Origin of the sequence: Yersinia intermedia (assembly GCF_900635455.1) — a bacterium.
In the GTDB taxonomy this organism is placed as follows: domain Bacteria; phylum Pseudomonadota; class Gammaproteobacteria; order Enterobacterales; family Enterobacteriaceae; genus Yersinia; species Yersinia intermedia.
On record NZ_LR134116.1, the window covers coordinates 4,659,074 to 4,675,860 of the forward strand.

Consider the following 16,787-nt stretch of genomic DNA (forward strand, 5'->3'; position numbering starts at 1 on the left):
GCTGTTTCTCAGGTCATTATTATTTTAGAGAATAATCATGAAAAAAATATTACTCGTATGTGCAGCAGGAATGTCAACCAGCATGCTTGTTAAAAGAATGCAAGATCATGCCAGCTCAATTGGTTTAGAAGTTGATATTGAAGCGCTATCAATTTCAGATGCTAAAGATAAAGTTGATAGTATTGATATCGTTATGCTAGGGCCACAGGTGCGTTATCAGAAAGCAGAAGTTGAGGAGATTGTTAATGGTAGAATTCCTGTCTTAGTTATCAATATGAAAGATTATGGTTCAATGAATGGTAAGGCTGTATTAGAAACAGCATTGGCCGCCATTCAGTAATCAATTGATTAAAAATTTATTAAAAAATCGTGCGTAGATATTTAATCTGCGCCTCTAACTTATTCTAAAAGAAATTAAATTTATAGTCACTCAAATATAAATGGTGTATTTTTAATAAGGAATAATAATGAGTTTCATGACATCCTTCGAAAGAGGAATGGAGAAAATTCTCGTTCCCATTGCAATAAGATTAAACTCACAAAGGCATATTGCCGCTATTCGTGATGCTTTTATTCTATCTTTCCCACTCGTGATGGCAAGTTCATTTATTATATTAATTAACTTTGCTATTCTTTCACCCGATGGCTTCATTGCCAAAATGCTTTTCTTGGGTAAGATTTTCCCTAATATTGCTAGTGCCCAAGCAATATTTTCACCGGTGATGCAAGGTTCGGTGAATATAATGGCAATATTGATTGTCTTTTTAGTGGCGAGAAACCTTGCCATTAGTTTTAAACAAGATGATCTGCTATGTGGCCTAACCGCTATTGGGGCTTTCTTTATTGTTTATACCCCCTATGAAATGATTGGCGGCCAGGCGTATATCACAATGAAGTTTATGGGTGCACAAGGGCTATTCGTGGCCATTATTGTGGCGCTGATTACTGGGGAGATTTTCTGTCGATTAGCGCGATCACCCCGTGCAACTATTGCCATGCCAGCACAGGTGCCACCAGCGGTTGCCCGGTCATTTAAAGTATTGATCCCTGTTTTTGCCGTGATGATTTTCTTCTCGGTACTGAGCTACCTGATTTCTATGATATCCCCACTTGGGCTAAATGATCTGATTTATTCTCTCATTCAGGCACCGCTCAAGCATATGGGTACCAATATCTTTGCTGTCGTGATTCTTGGTGTTGTCAGTAACTTCCTATGGATACTCGGTATCCACGGCCCGAATACGATTGCCGCTATCCGCGAAGCCATTTTCTCAGAGGCCAATCTGGAGAATCTGTCTTACGCAGCAACGCATGGCACAACTTGGGGCGCACCTTACCCAACAACCTGGGGAAGTATTTACGATACCTTTGCCAACTATGGTGGCTCCGGTATGACACTTGGCTTAATTCTTGCCATTTTCATTGCCTCGCGCCGCCCAGAGTATCGGGATATTGCTAAGTTATCGATTGTTCCTGGTTTATTTAACATTAATGAACCTATTATTTTCGGCTTACCTATTGTCCTTAATCCGGTATTGATTATTCCATTTATTATGGTGCCAGCGGTTAATTCATTAATTGGCTATTTCTTTGTCTCAATGAATATTATTCCTCCTGTGGCTTATGCCCTCCCGTGGACCACTCCTGGCCCGCTTATACCGTTCTTGGGCACAGGAGGGGATTGGCTAGCGCTCGGCGTCGGAATTCTCTGCCTGGTTGTCTCGACACTGATTTATCTGCCATTTGTGATGATATCCAACAAAGTCCAGATGAAAAACGCCGAGAATGCATAGTCGCGTAAAATATCAGGAGAGATCACAATGAAAATAGCTGCATTCGATATTGGTGGAACATCGCTAAAAATGGGCATTGTTTCATCTGAAGGCAACGTTTTAGTGCAGGGTAAAGCCGCAATACAGGATAGTAATGGCGATCAAATACTGCACGAAATGCTGCGCTGGCTCAACCTTCAGCACGGTTACGAAGGCATCGCCATCAGTGCCCCTGGGCACGTCAATCCATTCACCGGATTGATTTCAATGGGTGGGGCTATTCGACGGTTTGATAATTTTAACCTGAAAATTTGGTTGGAACAGCGGTGTAGCTTGCCTGTAAGTATCGAAAATGATGCAAATTGCGCATTACTGGCTGAAAAATGGCTGGGTAAGGCACATCAGCTAAATGATTTTCTCTGCCTGACCATTGGAACCGGCATTGGCGGTGGTATCTTCGCTAATGGCAATTTGATTCGTGGTGGACATTTCCGCGCAGGTGAATTTGGCTATATGTTCAGTTCACAACCCGGAGCGGAACACCCTGGCAGCTATACAATGAATGAAGTCTCTACTTTGCTGGTATTACGCAGACGTTATGCCGCGAAGGTTAATCGCCCGGTTGAATCAGTGACGGGTGAAGAGATATTTAGCGGTTATGACAATGGCTGTCTCATTTGCCGACGGTTGGTCGATACTTTTTATAATGATATATGTGCTGGTATATATAACCTGGTTCATATTTTCGATCCGACACATATTTTTATTGGTGGCGGTATAACTGAAAGAGAAACATTCATAGATGAACTGAATGCCCAACTTAATTGGTTTGATATCAAAGATACCGTTATTGACATTACCACACATAAGAATAATTCAGGATTATTAGGTGCCGTATATCATTTTAATCAAATTCACCAAGCTAAATAATATTTATTAACACTAAAAACCATTAGAGGATAGTAACTAAATAAAAAATCAAACAGATAAAATAATATATAAAACCCAAATTTAAATTACTTCTTAAGGTTGTGATGACGCAACCTTAAAAACTGTGTCTGGAGAATGACATGCCCTGCTATTATTCAAAAAATAAGATTGCCCTTGGTATTATTGCCGTTTGTTTATCTTATTCAACTATGGCCGCACCATTATCTGTTGAACAACGCCTTGCATTATTAGAAAAGAAACTCAGTGAAAATGAACAAGAATTACAAAAAACACGGTCAGAGTTACAGCAATATAAAACCAATAGTACCGCTGAGGTTGCAGCAAAACCGGTCACCAAGAATGACCGGGTGCTAGTTCAGCAGCAAGTCCCTGCTACCACGGTGGCCGGTAATGGGCAACCAGAAGTCCAAAATGCGGCTCTGACATTAGATGAGATCAGTAAATACATTAAAGATGACTTTGGTTTCAATTATTCTGGTTATTTCCGTTCAGGTTGGGCAACAACCCCACGCGGAGGGCCAAAATCCTGGGCCATTGGTTCGTTAGGACGTTTTGGTAACGAACACAGCGGTTGGTTCGACTTAACGCTAAGCCAAAGGGTCTACAACAAAGAGGGTAAAACAGCGAAAGCCGTTGTGACTATGGATGGTAATGTCGGCCAACGCAACAATGACAGTTGGTTTAATGACGGTGGTGATGATTTATTAAAATTCTCCGACATGTACCTAACAACGACCGGATTTATCCCTGGAGTGCCGGAAGCTAACTTATGGGTTGGCCGACATGCATTACAGCAATATGAGCTGCAAATGCTTGATTGGAAAGCACATAAAGAAAATAGTGCCAGTGGGGTTGGCGTAGAGAATCTGCCGCTTGGCACTGGGAAACTGGATATCGCGCTTAACCGCCAGGACCTGCAAAACTGCGCGCGTAACACCAACGGTTCTGCAAATTGCAGCCTTACCGATGATGTGAATACCAACTCGATTGATTTTAACTACCATGATATTCCACTGTGGGATAAAGCCAGTCTGACTTTCCGTGGCCGCTATAATTTGGCAAATAAAACCAGTGATAACAAACAGAATGAAAGAGATCATGATTTCTTCGATGTCAAAGATGCCTGGTTGGCAACAACCGTGCTGCGCCAAAACTTTGATCGAGGTGCCTTTAATGAGTTTGCCTTCCAGGTTGCCAACAACTCCATCGCTGCCGGTTTTATGAATATATCCGACGCCAATCCAGACTTTGGCCGTGGAAAATATTACTACGGTGATCAGAATGGTGGCACAGCATTCCGCTTGATTTCACAAGGGGAAGCTTACCTGTTACCGAACGTGATCATGGCAAATACCCTAGTTTATAGCCAAGGCAATAATTTATATGACTACAACACCTTGTCAGATACTGACTTCCACAGTATTCGCGCCGTAATACGCCCATCCTATATTTGGAGCGAATATAATCAAACTGGTGTTGAAGTGTCTTATTTTGATCAAGTTAATAAAGCACAAAACAATAATTATCATGAGTCTGGTTATAAAACTACGTTGTTCCATACCTTTAAAGTTGGCACCAGTTTGCTGAATTCTCGCCCAGAAATTCGTTTCTACAGTACTTACTTAAAAGTGTTGGATAACGAAATCGATCATTGGACATTCAATGATGAGAAAAAAGACCAGCTATCCTTTGGTGTTCAAGCTGAAGTTTGGTGGTAAATAAACCTAACGCGTTATTAGTGTAAAATATCAGGGGCCAGCAAATGGCTCCTGTCTCATACTTTACTAAAATGATATTGAGTCATAACAGGAGAAAATATGGATTTGGAAAGCACTGTAATGGAACTGATTATTTATGCTGGGGAATCGCGTTCAAATTCAATGGAAGCATTGCGGGCTGCTCGCCAGGGTGACTGGGAAAAAGCCGATGAGTTACTTGTGGCGGCAACCGATGCTGCACGCCAGGCGCACCATATTCAAACTCAGCTTATTGGAGCTGATGAGGGTTGCGGCAAGATCCCGGTTAATTTGATTATGGTCCATGCTCAAGACCACCTAATGAATGCCATGCTTTGTCAGGAACTTGCAGTAGAAATCATCAAATTACGCCGTGAAGTCGCCGAATTGAAAAATGCTCATTAACTGTACTCGACCATATGATAACGAGACTTCTATTTAGTGTGATCTGATTGATGAGCGGGGAAATGTACCGAGTAAGCCGTCGGAGCGCCCATCGGTGCAGTCGCCCCGCCCATCCCCAGACTAGAAAATAATTGTGGTTCTGGAGAAAATCAAAGCACAAATTTCTCTATCGCTACCGCCACACCTTCTTCGCTATTGGTGTGCGTTACAAACTGCGCGATCTCTTTCAATTCAGGGATAGCATTCCCCATTGCAACACCGACACCAGCATAGTTAACCATCGCAATATCATTTCCCTGATCACCCAGCGCCATCACATTTTCCTGTGCAATGCCTAAGTGATCCGCCAGCATTTTTACGCCAGTTCCCTTATCAACCCGCTTGCTCAGGATTTCCAGATAAAACGGTGCACTCTTCATGATAGTGAAACGTTCAAAAGCTTCGGCTGGCATCATCGCTAATGCGCTATCCAGTTTTTCTGGCTCGTCAATCATCATCACTTTAGGGAAGCGCAATGTTGGGTCCATCTCTTCGATTGCACGATATTTCAATGGAATACCGGTTAATAACACCTCATGTAGGGTGTATTTGCTGATGTCTTTGTTCGCGGTATATAAGGTGTCAAAATCAAAAGCCTGGAAGCTAACATCCATTTTGCGCGATAACGCCTCGAAATAGAGGTAATCCTCGAAACTGATGGTTTCCTGCAAAATACATTCACCCGTGGCGGCTTTTTGTACTAATGCACCGTTATTGCTGATGCAATAATCACCACTGTTTTGCATATTTAATTCACGTAAATAACGTTGGACCCCAATATAGGGCCGACCCGTGGCCAATACCACACAGACCCCTTTAGCCCGAGCAGCATCAATAGCCTGCTTTACTCGTGGAGTGATTTCATGCTGCGGATTCAGCAACGTGCCGTCCATATCGATAGCGATCAATTCAATAGCCATAGGGTCCTCACATTTATTTAACTAATACCTCATGCTAACGCGATTCAGCGCTCAAATGCTAGTAAGTCTGCATGCTGACGAATGCCATAACCAGATGAGCCCTCAATTTGGGCGCGAATAGGCAAAAAAAAGCCCAGAGGCAGCTTCCTGCTCCGGGCTTTTCTATCCGATCAATCGCTTATCGGATTAAATATCGATATTGGCTGCGCGTAACGCATTCTCTTCGATAAAGGCACGACGAGGCTCAACCGCATCACCCATCAGAGTGGTGAATAACTGATCCGCTGCAACAGCATCTTTCACCATCACTCGCAGCATACGGCGGCTGGTTGGGTCCATGGTGGTTTCCCACAACTGCTCTGGGTTCATTTCACCCAGGCCTTTATAGCGCTGAATTGCCAGACCACGACGAGACTCTTTCACTAACCAGTCCAGCGCATCTTCGAAGCTTGAAACCGACACTCGGCGTTCGCCACGTTCAACAAATGCGCCGTCTTCAATTAAGCCACGCAGTTTTTCGCCCAGCAGGCAGATCTTGCGATACTCACCGCCGTGGACAAAATCAAAGTCCAGATCATAATCGGTATCTACACCGTGGGTACGGATACGCAATATTGGCTCGAACAATTGACGCTCACGGTTTTCACGCACCACTGAACTGTAGCTGCTGCCGTGCTGCTCTTTTTCGTTCAGTAACACCACCAGCGAATCAATCCACTGTGTCACCACTGCTTTATCGCTCAAATCCTCTTCTTTCAAGGTTGGTTGATAAATCAGGTTATTCAGCAAAGCACGCGGATAACGGCGCTCCATACGAGCAATGGTCTTCTGAACGCTATAATGCTCAGCAACCAGTTTTTCAAAATGCTCGCCCACTAGCGGTGGTGCATCAGGATTGACGTGCAATGCAGCGCCATCCAGTGCCAGTGTCATTTGATACTGTTCCATCGCATCATCATCTTTGATGTATTGCTCTTGTTTGCCTTTTTTCACTTTATACAGTGGCGGCTGAGCGATAAACACATGACCACGCTCAATAATTTCCGGCATCTGACGGTAGAAGAAGGTCAATAGCAACGTACGGATGTGAGAACCATCCACGTCGGCATCGGTCATGATAATGATATTGTGGTAGCGCAGTTTGTCAGGGTTATATTCATCCCGGCCAATACCACAACCCAATGCGGTAATTAGCGTTGCGACTTCTTGCGAAGAGAGCATTTTGTCAAAGCGCGCTTTCTCAACGTTCAGGATTTTACCTTTCAACGGCAAAATGGCCTGATTCTTACGGTTACGGCCTTGTTTCGCAGAGCCGCCCGCAGAGTCCCCTTCCACTAAGTAGAGTTCGGACAACGCGGGGTCACGTTCCTGACAGTCTGCCAGTTTGCCCGGCAAACCTGCCAGGTCCAGCGCGCCTTTACGGCGTGTCATTTCACGCGCTTTACGCGCGGCTTCGCGCGCGCGAGCTGCGTCAATAATCTTGCCAACCACGATTTTGGCGTCGGTTGGGTTTTCCAGCAAATACTCAACCAGCTTCTCGTTCATCAGCGTTTCGACCGCCGTTTTCACCTCAGAAGAAACCAGTTTATCTTTGGTCTGTGAGGAGAATTTAGGGTCTGGCACTTTAACAGAAACAACAGCAATCAGGCCTTCACGGGCATCATCACCAGTGGCACTGATTTTCGCTTTCTTGCTGTAGCCTTCTTTGTCCATATAGCTGTTCAGCGTACGGGTCATCGCCGTGCGGAAGCCCACCAAGTGAGTACCACCATCGCGCTGCGGAATGTTATTGGTGAAGCAGTAGATATTTTCTTGGAAACCATCGTTCCACTGCAATGCCACTTCCACACCGATATCATCTTTCATGGTGGAGAAATAGAACACTTTCGGGTGGATCGGGTTTTTGTTTTTGCTCAGATACTCAACAAACGCCCGAATACCCCCTTCATAATGGAAGTGGTCTTCTCTGTCGTTACGTTTGTCTTTCAGTTTGATTGACACACCGGAGTTCAGGAACGACAGCTCGCGCAGGCGCTTAGCCAGAATTTCATACTGGAATTCGATGTTATTGGTGAAGGTCTGGAAACTTGGCCAGAAACGCACGGTAGTCCCGGTCAGATCGGTTTCACCCACCATTTTCAGCGGTGCCTGAGGCACGCCCATTTTGTAGGTTTGCTCGTGTACTTTGCCGTCACGGCGAATGACCAGTTCCAGCTTTTCAGACAGGGCGTTAACAACGGATACGCCCACACCGTGCAAACCGCCAGAAACTTTGTAAGAGTTATCGTCAAATTTACCGCCAGCATGCAACACGGTCATGATGACCTCTGCTGCTGATACCCCTTCCTCTTCGTGCATGCCGGTTGGGATACCACGGCCATCATCCTGTACAGAAACAGAGTTATCCGAATGGATGGTGACTATAATTTCTTTACAGTGGCCAGCGAGGGCTTCGTCGATAGCGTTGTCCACAACCTCGAATACCATGTGGTGCAGACCGGTACCGTCATCAGTATCACCGATATACATGCCCGGACGCTTACGAACCGCATCCAGCCCTTTTAATACCTTGATACTTGAGGAGTCATAAGTATTCGACATCAACGTTTCTCGCTCATTTTTAATCCTGTGGTTGAACCTCTATTTTGCCATGTTCCACGCGGAACATCTTGCCCTTTTCGCCTACCATGTCGGCAACTTGCTCAGCACTCACTGCGCTGACAAAAACCTGTGCCTGGGTAGCCTTGAGACGCTCAGCCAATAATCGACGACGGCCGGTGTCCAATTCGGAAGCAAAATCGTCAAGCAGATACAGGCAACGCCGCCCGCTCTGTCGGGTGAGAAACTCACCCTGCGCTAACCGCAATGCGCACATCAGCAACTTCAACTGACCACGCGATAGCAAATCTTCTACCGGCGTACCCTCGGCCCGAATGCGAAAATCCGCTTTATGTGGCCCGATGGCAGTATAAGTTAGCGCGCGGTCACGCTCAAACTGGCGTTCCAGCAACTCGCCATAGTCACTCTCTTTATCCCAGCCGCGCTGGAAAGAGAAACTCAGGGCGAACTCTGGCAGGAACAGGGCGCATGTGGCTGAAATATCCGCCGCAATTGCGTCGCTGTATGCCGCCCGCCACTCACTAATGCGTTCAGCCAGTGGGATAATTTCTTGGTCCCAAGGCCGAATTTGCGCATAGCGACTAACCTGGCGCAGCGCGGCGTTGCGCTGCTTAAGTAATCTTTTTAGATTGCTCCAGGCCGTAAAAAAACCAGGTTCATTATGAAAGCAACCCCAGTCTAAAAAAGCACGCCGAAATTTTGGCCCGCCATTCAATAAAGTGAACCCCTCAGGGGTGATCAATTGCATGGGCAGCATTTGCGCCAATTCAGCCACTTTGTGGCCGTCAGTGCCGTCGATACGCACCTTGCTATCACCCTGCCGGCTTTTACTCAGCCCAATAGATGATTCACGTTCATTCACATCAACCCGGCCATGTAACACAAACTCGGCACATTCGTGACGGATCACTCGGCCAGCTTGTAAACTACGAAAAGCCCTACCATGACCAAGGGTATAAATCGCCTCTAACACACTGGTTTTACCGCTACCGTTGGGGCCAACTAAAAAATTAAACCCCGCCGCCAGCGCCAAGTCTGCCGATTCAATATTGCGAAAATCTTTAATTAACAACCGTGTCAGAGCCATGCTGCAAATGTCTTCATTATTGAACATCAAACCATCAAGGGCGTAATTGTCGCAGACAGATTGGGTGCGGACAGCGCACAACCACCGGAGCGTACTTAATGTACGTGAAGATGGTGAGCACCGCACAATCCCAAGCTGGCAAGTAAGATAGCCCGCTATAGTTCAAAGACGCATTGGCATGACAACATAGGCCGCAGCCTGACTAGCACCGTCTTCAATTTGCACGCTGGAGACCGAATCGGTCAATAACAGGCGTACATCTTCACATTTCAGTGCATTCAGCACATCAAGTACATAGCTGACGTTGAAACCGATCTCCATTTCCGTTCCCTCGTAGCTTACATCGAGGATTTCTTCCGCTTCTTCCTGTTCAGGATTATTGGCGGTAATTTTGAGCTGGTTGTGGCTAACATAGAGCCGAACGCCACGGAACTTCTCATTTGATAAAATGGCTGCACGGGCAAAAGCCTGTTTCAGCAAGTCACAACCCGCTTCTAGCGTTTTGTCAGGGTTCTTCGGTAATACCCGGCGATAATCAGGGAAACGGCCATCAACCAGCTTAGAGGTGAAAATAAAATCCCCCACATGTGCACGGATGTTGTTGCTGCCAATTTGCAGGCGCAGTGGTGTATCCCCGCCATCCAATAACCTGACCAGCTCCATCACACCTTTACGCGGCACGATCACCGAATGTGAAGGTAATGTTTGCCCGATTGGCATGGAACATACCGCCAAACGGTGACCATCGGTCGCCACAGTACGCAGTTCTTCACCTTCAGTCTCAAACAGCATACCGTTCAAGTAATAGCGCACGTCCTGATGAGCCATCGAGAACTGAGTGGACTCAATCAGACGCTTCAGTGTGGCTTGCGGTAAGGTGAATTCCACCTCACTCTGCCAATCATCCAGATTAGGGAAGTCCGCCGCTGGCAGGGTAGACAGCGAGAAGCGGCTACGGCCAGAGCGCACCAGTAGACGATCACCATCCAGCGCCACCGTGATTTCTGCCCCTTCTGGCAAACCGCGCCAAATATCAAAAAACTTCCGGGCAGGTACGGTAGTTGCTCCCTGAGTATGGGGATTAGACAACGCAACGCGCGCGACCATCTCCATTTCCAGATCGGTACCGGTCAACAACAAAGAGCCTTCGGTCACTTGCAATAACAAGTTACCTAAAATTGGCAACGTAGGACGTCCACCCAGCGGGCTACTGACCTGTTGCAGCGGTTTTAGCAGATGCTCACGTTCAATGATAAATTTCATAGCGCTAGGAGGATAATGTTCTGATTAAGTTAGAGAAATCTTCTTTGATGTCGTGGCTTTCTTCACGCAATTGCTCAATCTTGCGGCAAGCATGCAACACCGTGGTATGGTCGCGGCCACCAAACGCATCGCCGATTTCAGGCAGGCTGTGGTTGGTTAGCTCTTTTGCCAGCGCCATCGCCATTTGGCGCGGGCGGGCCACCGAACGGGAACGCCGTTTGGAGAGCAGGTCAGCGACCTTAATTTTATAATATTCTGCGACAGTCTTTTGAATATTATCGATAGTAACCAGCTTTTCCTGCAATGCCAGCAAGTCACGCAGAGCTTCACGAACAAAATCAATGGTGATTGCCCGACCCGTAAAGTTGGCATTAGCTATCACACGATTCAATGCCCCTTCCAGCTCACGCACATTGGAACGCAGACGCTTGGCAATAAAGAACGCAACCTCACCGGGCAAGCGAATATCATTTTCATCCGCTTTTTTCATCAGGATCGCGACTCGGGTTTCCAGTTCCGGCGGCTCAATGGCAACCGTTAAACCCCAGCCAAAACGCGATTTCAAACGATCTTCGACGCCATTGATCTCTTTTGGATAGCGATCTGAGGTCAAAATGATCTGCTGATTACCTTCCAATAAGGCATTAAACGTATGGAAAAACTCTTCCTGGGAACGCTCTTTATTGGCAAAGAACTGTATATCATCGATTAATAATGCATCAACGGAACGATAATAGCGCTTAAATTCTTCTATCGCGTTGTTCTGCAAGGCCTTAACCATGTCTTGCACAAAACGCTCCGAATGCATGTAAACCACTTTGGCATTGGCTTTACGCGCCATGATGCCATTTCCTACTGCATGTAACAGGTGAGTTTTACCCAAACCTGTACCGCCATAGAGGAATAACGGGTTATATGCACCACCCGGATTATCGGCCACCTGGCGTGCAGCAGCACGAGCCAGTTGGTTGGATTTACCTTCAACAAAGTTATCAAAGGTGTGCTTCGGGTTCACATTCGAACGGTAAGAATGTTCAGGTTGAGCAGGCGAACTGTCCCAACTAGGGCGCACAGGTGCGCTGCGGGTAACCGGAGCAACAGGTGCGCTAACGCTGGCGGTTACTGGATGGCTATGTGCTCTTATCGCCGGTTTACTCCCTACTTCAAAACGCAGTAAAGGAACCTCGGAACCACAAAAGTCATTAAGTAAGCCATTGATATTGTTTAAGTACTTATCACGGACCCAGTCCAGTACAAAACGATTAGGGGCGTAAAGCGCCAGAGTATTGTCACTCAGTTCCGCCTGTAGGGGGCGTATCCACATACTAAATTCTGTGGCAGGTAACTCATCCTGCAATCGGGCAAGACACTGCTGCCAAAGCGAAAGTGACACGGCGGACTCCACTCGAACAAGATCAATAAAAGAAAGAAATCAGGATTTTTTGTAACTCATCGTTTTTGACACACGCCAATATGGCCTGTAGCAAGCCAAAGTGACATGCGAACCGTTTTTCGGTTGTTTTTACGACTAACATCCCCCTGCGATCCCGGAGTAATGATCCAGAGTGGCGGATGCGATCGGAATGGCGGATCATAGCGCAAAAGGAGCAATAGATCCTCCCCTTCCTCACAGATTAGATCCTTTTTATCCACAGGCCATAACTTCTGTTAGGAGTGTAACCCAGTGCACAGCTTTTCGTGTCCCTCATCGGCAATGATCGCAAAATATTTCAGAATATACTGGTAATGCCTTCCCCTTTTCCGCCAACTGATCCTCATTAATCCGCAAAGGATCTCACTGCGATCCTTGCGATTTGTCCGGGAGTCCGTATAATCCTCAGCCCTACGTGTGATGCCTGTACTCTTGATGGCTTTGGCCAAAAAGAAACCAGCGGTGAACACGGGCAGGCTCTTGGTAAACTCCCGATACAGAAAACTTCTGTGCGGGCGGGCGCAATGTCAATTGACTCAGGACTGTACAATTATTACAATCCCGCTTCTTTATATGTTGCGATTGAGGCGTCGGTGTCTTCACTCCGAGCAGCCAAACGCGTTTACTGAATCAGTAATTATTTTAAGTTTAGGTAGAAATCGCTATGAAACGCACTTTCCAACCGTCCGTATTGAAGCGCAACCGTAGCCACGGTTTCCGTGCTCGTATGGCCACCAAAAATGGTCGTCAAGTTCTGGCTCGCCGTCGTGCGAAAAGCCGTTCTCGTCTGACTGTTTCTAAGTAATAAAAGCTAACCATCTCAGTGGTTAAGCTAGCATTTCCTAGGGAGTTACGTTTGTTAACTCCCAGTCATTTCACTTTTGTCTTCCAGCAGCCACAACGGGCTGGCACGCCGCAAATCACCATCCTCGGCCGCCTGAACGAGCTGGGGCATCCCCGCATCGGTCTTACCGTCGCCAAAAAACATGTCAAACGTGCTCACGAACGTAACCGGATAAAGCGCCTCACACGCGAAAGCTTCCGTTTGCATCAGCATACGTTACCGTCTATGGATTTTGTCGTTTTGGTGAAAAAGGGTGTGGCTGACCTCGATAACCGTGCGTTGACGGAAGCTTTGGAAAAATTATGGCGTCGCCACTGTCGCCAGGCTCCCGCATCCTGATCGGGCTAATCAGGGGCTATCAGCTCGTGATTAGTCCGCTGCTGGGGCCGCGTTGTCGTTTCCATCCGACATGCTCTCATTACGGAATTGAGGCATTGCGCCGGTTTGGGATGATAAAAGGCAGTTGGTTAACACTGAAGCGCGTATTAAAATGCCACCCTTTGAACCCAGGTGGCGATGATCCCGTGCCGCCGAAACCCGACGATAACAGAGAACACTAACGATGGATTCGCAACGCAATCTTCTACTCATCGCTCTGCTGTTCGTGTCTTTCATGATCTGGCAAGCCTGGCAAGTGGACAACAGTCCACAACCAGCCGCTCAGACCACGCAACAGACAGCGAATACCGCTACCGGTGATAAAGCAAGCCAGGCTGTGCCAGGCAGTGGTCAGGGCCAATTGATTACTGTAAAAACTGATGTGCTGTCTCTGACCATTAATACCCGTGGCGGTGACATCGAGCAAGCTAACCTGCTGGCTTACCCGGATGCTCTGGGTTCAGATAAAACGTTTGAATTACTGGAAACCACACCAGCTTTCGTTTATCAGGCGCAAAGTGGCCTGACAGGCAAAAGCGGCCCGGATAATCCAGCTAACGGTGAGCGCCCATTGTTTGAAGCGCCTCAAACCAGCTTTGTATTGGCTGACGGTCAGGATGAACTGCGAATTCCATTGACCTTCACTGGCAAAGATGGCTCCGTTTTCACTAAGACTTTTGTGCTGAAACGTAACGATTACGCCATTGGCGTGGATTATCACGTTAAAAACGCCTCTGCTGCCCCGCTGGAGCTGACGCTGTTTGGCCAGTTGAAGCAAAGCATCAATTTGCCTAAACACCGTGATACCGGCAGCAATAACTTTGCGCTGCACACTTATCGTGGTGCGGCTTACTCTTCTGATGACACTAAATATAAAAAATACAGCTTTAGTGATATCGAAGACAAAAATATGGACATCACCACCAAAGGTGGCTGGGTAGCCATGTTGCAACAGTATTTTGCAACCGCATGGATCCCAGTAGCTAATGAAACCAACACCTTCTACTCTTCTGATTTGGGTAATGGTCTGGCAGCTATCGGCTTCAAAGGTGCACCAGTTATTATTCAACCGGGTGAACAGAAACAACTGGGTGCTACCTTGTGGGTTGGCCCAGAAATTCAGGACAAAATGGCGGTCATTGCGCCACATCTGGACCTGACTGTTGATTATGGTTGGTTATGGTTTATTTCTCAGCCACTGTTCAAACTGCTGAAGTTCATTCACAGCTTTGTCGGTAACTGGGGCTTCTCCATCATCGTGATTACCTTTATCGTGCGCGGTATCATGTACCCGCTGACTAAAGCGCAATACACCTCGATGGCGAAAATGCGTTTGCTACAGCCTAAACTGGCTGCCATGCGTGAGCGTATCGGTGACGATAAGCAGCGTATGAGTCAGGAAATGATGGCGCTGTACAAAGCTGAGAAGGTTAACCCGCTGGGTGGCTGCTTACCGCTGGTCATTCAGATGCCAATCTTCCTGGCGTTGTACTACATGTTGATGAGTTCCGTTGAGTTGCGTCATGCGCCATTCATCCTGTGGATTCATGACCTGTCAGCACAAGACCCGTACTACATTCTGCCGATTCTGATGGGTATTACCATGTACTTCATTCAGAAGATGTCACCGACTACCGTGACGGACCCGATGCAGCAGAAGATAATGACCTTTATGCCAGTTATCTTCACTGTGTTCTTCCTGTGGTTCCCGGCTGGTCTGGTACTGTACTATATCGTCAGTAACCTGGTGACCATCCTGCAACAACAGTTGATTTATCGTGGTCTGGAAAAACGTGGTTTACATAGCCGCGATAAGAAAAAATAATCCACAACGATAGTCATAAGTATTAAAGGGCGGTCAATATGACCGCCTTATTCTTTTTATAGAAGCCTGATTTTACACTTTCAGGCTTGTGCAAAAATAATAGGTTAAAGAGAGAAATAACCATGAGCACCACTGATACTATCGTGGCACAAGCAACCCCGCCAGGCCGTGGTGGTGTTGGTATTTTACGTGTTTCAGGTCGTGCTGCCGCAGAAGTTGCGCAGGCAGTTTTAGGCAAATTGCCCAAGCCTCGCTATGCCGATTATCTGCCATTTAAAGATACTGATGGCAGTACATTAGACCAAGGTATCGCTCTCTACTTCCCCGGCCCCAATTCCTTTACTGGCGAGGACGTGCTGGAACTGCAAGGCCATGGTGGCCCTGTCATACTGGATTTACTGTTAAAACGCATTCTGGCGCTGCCAGGGCTGCGTATTGCCCGTCCGGGTGAGTTTTCTGAGCGCGCGTTTTTAAACGACAAGCTGGATTTGGCTCAAGCTGAAGCGATTGCCGACCTGATTGATGCCAGTTCGGAGCAAGCCGCCCGCTCAGCGGTAAATTCATTGCAGGGCGCATTTTCAGTTAAAATCCATCAATTGGTGGAAGCACTTACTCACTTGCGAATCTACGTCGAAGCTGCCATTGACTTCCCAGATGAGGAAATCGACTTCCTTTCTGATGGTAAAATTGAAGGTCAGTTGAATGGAGTGATGGCCGATCTTGAGCAGGTGCGCACTGAAGCGCGGCAAGGCAGCTTGTTGCGTGAAGGGATGAAAGTGGTCATTGCCGGCCGCCCAAATGCCGGTAAATCAAGCCTGCTCAATGCGTTAGCGGGCCGTGAAGCTGCCATCGTAACCGATATCGCGGGCACAACTCGTGATGTTTTACGGGAGCATATTCATATCGATGGGATGCCATTGCATATCATCGATACTGCTGGCTTACGTGAAGCCAGTGACGAAGTTGAGCGCATTGGTATCGAACGGGCGTGGAATGAGATAGAACAAGCAGATCGCGTACTGTTTATGGTTGATGGTACGACGACTGACGCCACCGAACCTGCCGCTATCTGGCCTGAGTTTATGGCCCGCCTGCCATCGACTCTGCCCATCACCGTGGTGCGCAATAAAGCGGATGTGACAGGTGAATCGCTAGGGTTAACCGAAGTGAATGGTCACTCACTTATTCGCTTATCGGCCCGTACCGGGGAAGGTATTGACCTGCTACGTAGCCATCTTAAGCAGAGTATGGGTTTTACCAGTAACACCGAAGGTGGTTTCCTGGCTCGCCGACGCCATTTACAAGCGTTGGAAACCGCCGCACAGCATTTGGTACAAGGCCACGAACAGTTAGTAAGCGCTTACGCCGGTGAATTACTGGCGGAAGAGCTACGTTTAGCACAACAGTCATTGAGTGAAATTACCGGCGAATTCAGCTCAGATGACTTACTGGGGCGCATTTTCTCCAGTTTTTGTATCGGAAAATGAGTGTGATGTTATAGAGCTGGAGCAGATTA

The 16,787-nt window shown here is 47.1% G+C and carries 15 protein-coding genes; 10 read left to right on the forward strand and 5 right to left on the reverse strand.

Annotated features, from left to right (window positions below):
- The first annotated feature begins 37 nt into the window (after positions 1-37).
- The 5 genes from EL015_RS21250 to EL015_RS21270 all read left to right on the forward strand — a co-directional run bounded on the left by EL015_RS21250 (position 38) and on the right by EL015_RS21270 (position 4,864).
- Positions 38-340 carry a PTS sugar transporter subunit IIB gene (locus EL015_RS21250; RefSeq protein WP_032906730.1) on the forward strand — a complete coding sequence of 101 codons (303 nt, stop codon included), beginning with the start codon at positions 38-40 and terminating at the stop codon, positions 338-340.
- A gap of 127 nt (positions 341-467) precedes the next feature.
- Positions 468-1,793, forward strand: a complete 1,326-nt coding sequence (locus EL015_RS21255) for a PTS sugar transporter subunit IIC (protein ID WP_050074019.1) — start codon at positions 468-470, stop codon at positions 1,791-1,793.
- A gap of 27 nt (positions 1,794-1,820) precedes the next feature.
- Positions 1,821-2,702, forward strand: a complete 882-nt coding sequence (locus tag EL015_RS21260; protein ID WP_005186762.1) for an ROK family protein — start codon at positions 1,821-1,823, stop codon at positions 2,700-2,702.
- Positions 2,703-2,842: 140 nt separating this feature from the next.
- The gene (locus EL015_RS21265) at positions 2,843-4,441 is read left to right on the forward strand and encodes a carbohydrate porin (protein ID WP_005186761.1); all 1,599 of its coding nucleotides are present in this window, start codon (positions 2,843-2,845) and stop codon (positions 4,439-4,441) included.
- A 99-nt stretch (positions 4,442-4,540) separates the two neighbouring features.
- Positions 4,541-4,864, forward strand: a complete 324-nt coding sequence (locus EL015_RS21270) for a PTS lactose/cellobiose transporter subunit IIA (protein WP_005186760.1) — start codon at positions 4,541-4,543, stop codon at positions 4,862-4,864.
- A gap of 149 nt (positions 4,865-5,013) precedes the next feature.
- Here the strand turns inward: EL015_RS21270 and yidA are convergent, their stop codons facing one another.
- From yidA to dnaA, 5 genes are all read right to left on the reverse strand, one after another.
- Complete coding sequence (gene yidA / locus EL015_RS21275) at positions 5,014-5,823, reverse strand: sugar-phosphatase (RefSeq protein ID WP_005186759.1); 810 nt, start codon at positions 5,821-5,823, stop codon at positions 5,014-5,016.
- Positions 5,824-6,009: 186 nt separating this feature from the next.
- Complete coding sequence (gene gyrB / locus EL015_RS21280) at positions 6,010-8,424, reverse strand: DNA topoisomerase (ATP-hydrolyzing) subunit B (RefSeq protein WP_005186758.1); 2,415 nt, start codon at positions 8,422-8,424, stop codon at positions 6,010-6,012.
- Positions 8,425-8,443: 19 nt separating this feature from the next.
- The gene (recF, locus tag EL015_RS21285) at positions 8,444-9,529 is read right to left on the reverse strand and encodes a DNA replication/repair protein RecF (RefSeq protein WP_032906761.1); all 1,086 of its coding nucleotides are present in this window, start codon (positions 9,527-9,529) and stop codon (positions 8,444-8,446) included.
- A gap of 162 nt (positions 9,530-9,691) precedes the next feature.
- Positions 9,692-10,792: a DNA polymerase III subunit beta gene (gene dnaN, locus EL015_RS21290; RefSeq protein ID WP_005186756.1), complete on the reverse strand. Its 1,101-nt coding sequence runs from the start codon at positions 10,790-10,792 to the stop codon at positions 9,692-9,694.
- Between the two features lie 4 nt (positions 10,793-10,796).
- Positions 10,797-12,185 carry a chromosomal replication initiator protein DnaA gene (dnaA, locus tag EL015_RS21295; RefSeq protein ID WP_005186755.1) on the reverse strand — a complete coding sequence of 463 codons (1,389 nt, stop codon included), beginning with the start codon at positions 12,183-12,185 and terminating at the stop codon, positions 10,797-10,799.
- A 703-nt stretch (positions 12,186-12,888) separates the two neighbouring features.
- On the opposite strand from dnaA, the gene rpmH reads away from it, so the two are divergent.
- From rpmH to mnmE, 5 genes are all read left to right on the forward strand, one after another.
- Complete coding sequence (gene rpmH / locus EL015_RS21305; RefSeq protein ID WP_002220736.1) at positions 12,889-13,029, forward strand: 50S ribosomal protein L34; 141 nt, start codon at positions 12,889-12,891, stop codon at positions 13,027-13,029.
- Between the two features lie 18 nt (positions 13,030-13,047).
- Positions 13,048-13,407 carry a ribonuclease P protein component gene (gene rnpA, locus EL015_RS21310; RefSeq protein ID WP_025380108.1) on the forward strand — a complete coding sequence of 120 codons (360 nt, stop codon included), beginning with the start codon at positions 13,048-13,050 and terminating at the stop codon, positions 13,405-13,407.
- A complete protein-coding gene (gene yidD, locus EL015_RS21315; RefSeq protein ID WP_032906726.1) occupies positions 13,371-13,628 on the forward strand; it encodes a membrane protein insertion efficiency factor YidD in 258 nt (85 codons plus the stop codon). Before rnpA ends, yidD begins: the two co-directional genes overlap by 37 nt.
- Positions 13,629-13,630: 2 nt before the next feature.
- Positions 13,631-15,271, forward strand: coding sequence for a membrane protein insertase YidC (gene yidC / locus EL015_RS21320; protein ID WP_032906724.1), 1,641 nt, complete (start codon positions 13,631-13,633; stop codon positions 15,269-15,271).
- Positions 15,272-15,393: 122 nt separating this feature from the next.
- Positions 15,394-16,758, forward strand: a complete 1,365-nt coding sequence (mnmE, locus tag EL015_RS21325) for a tRNA uridine-5-carboxymethylaminomethyl(34) synthesis GTPase MnmE (RefSeq protein ID WP_005186750.1) — start codon at positions 15,394-15,396, stop codon at positions 16,756-16,758.
- The last annotated feature ends 29 nt before the right edge of the window (positions 16,759-16,787 follow it).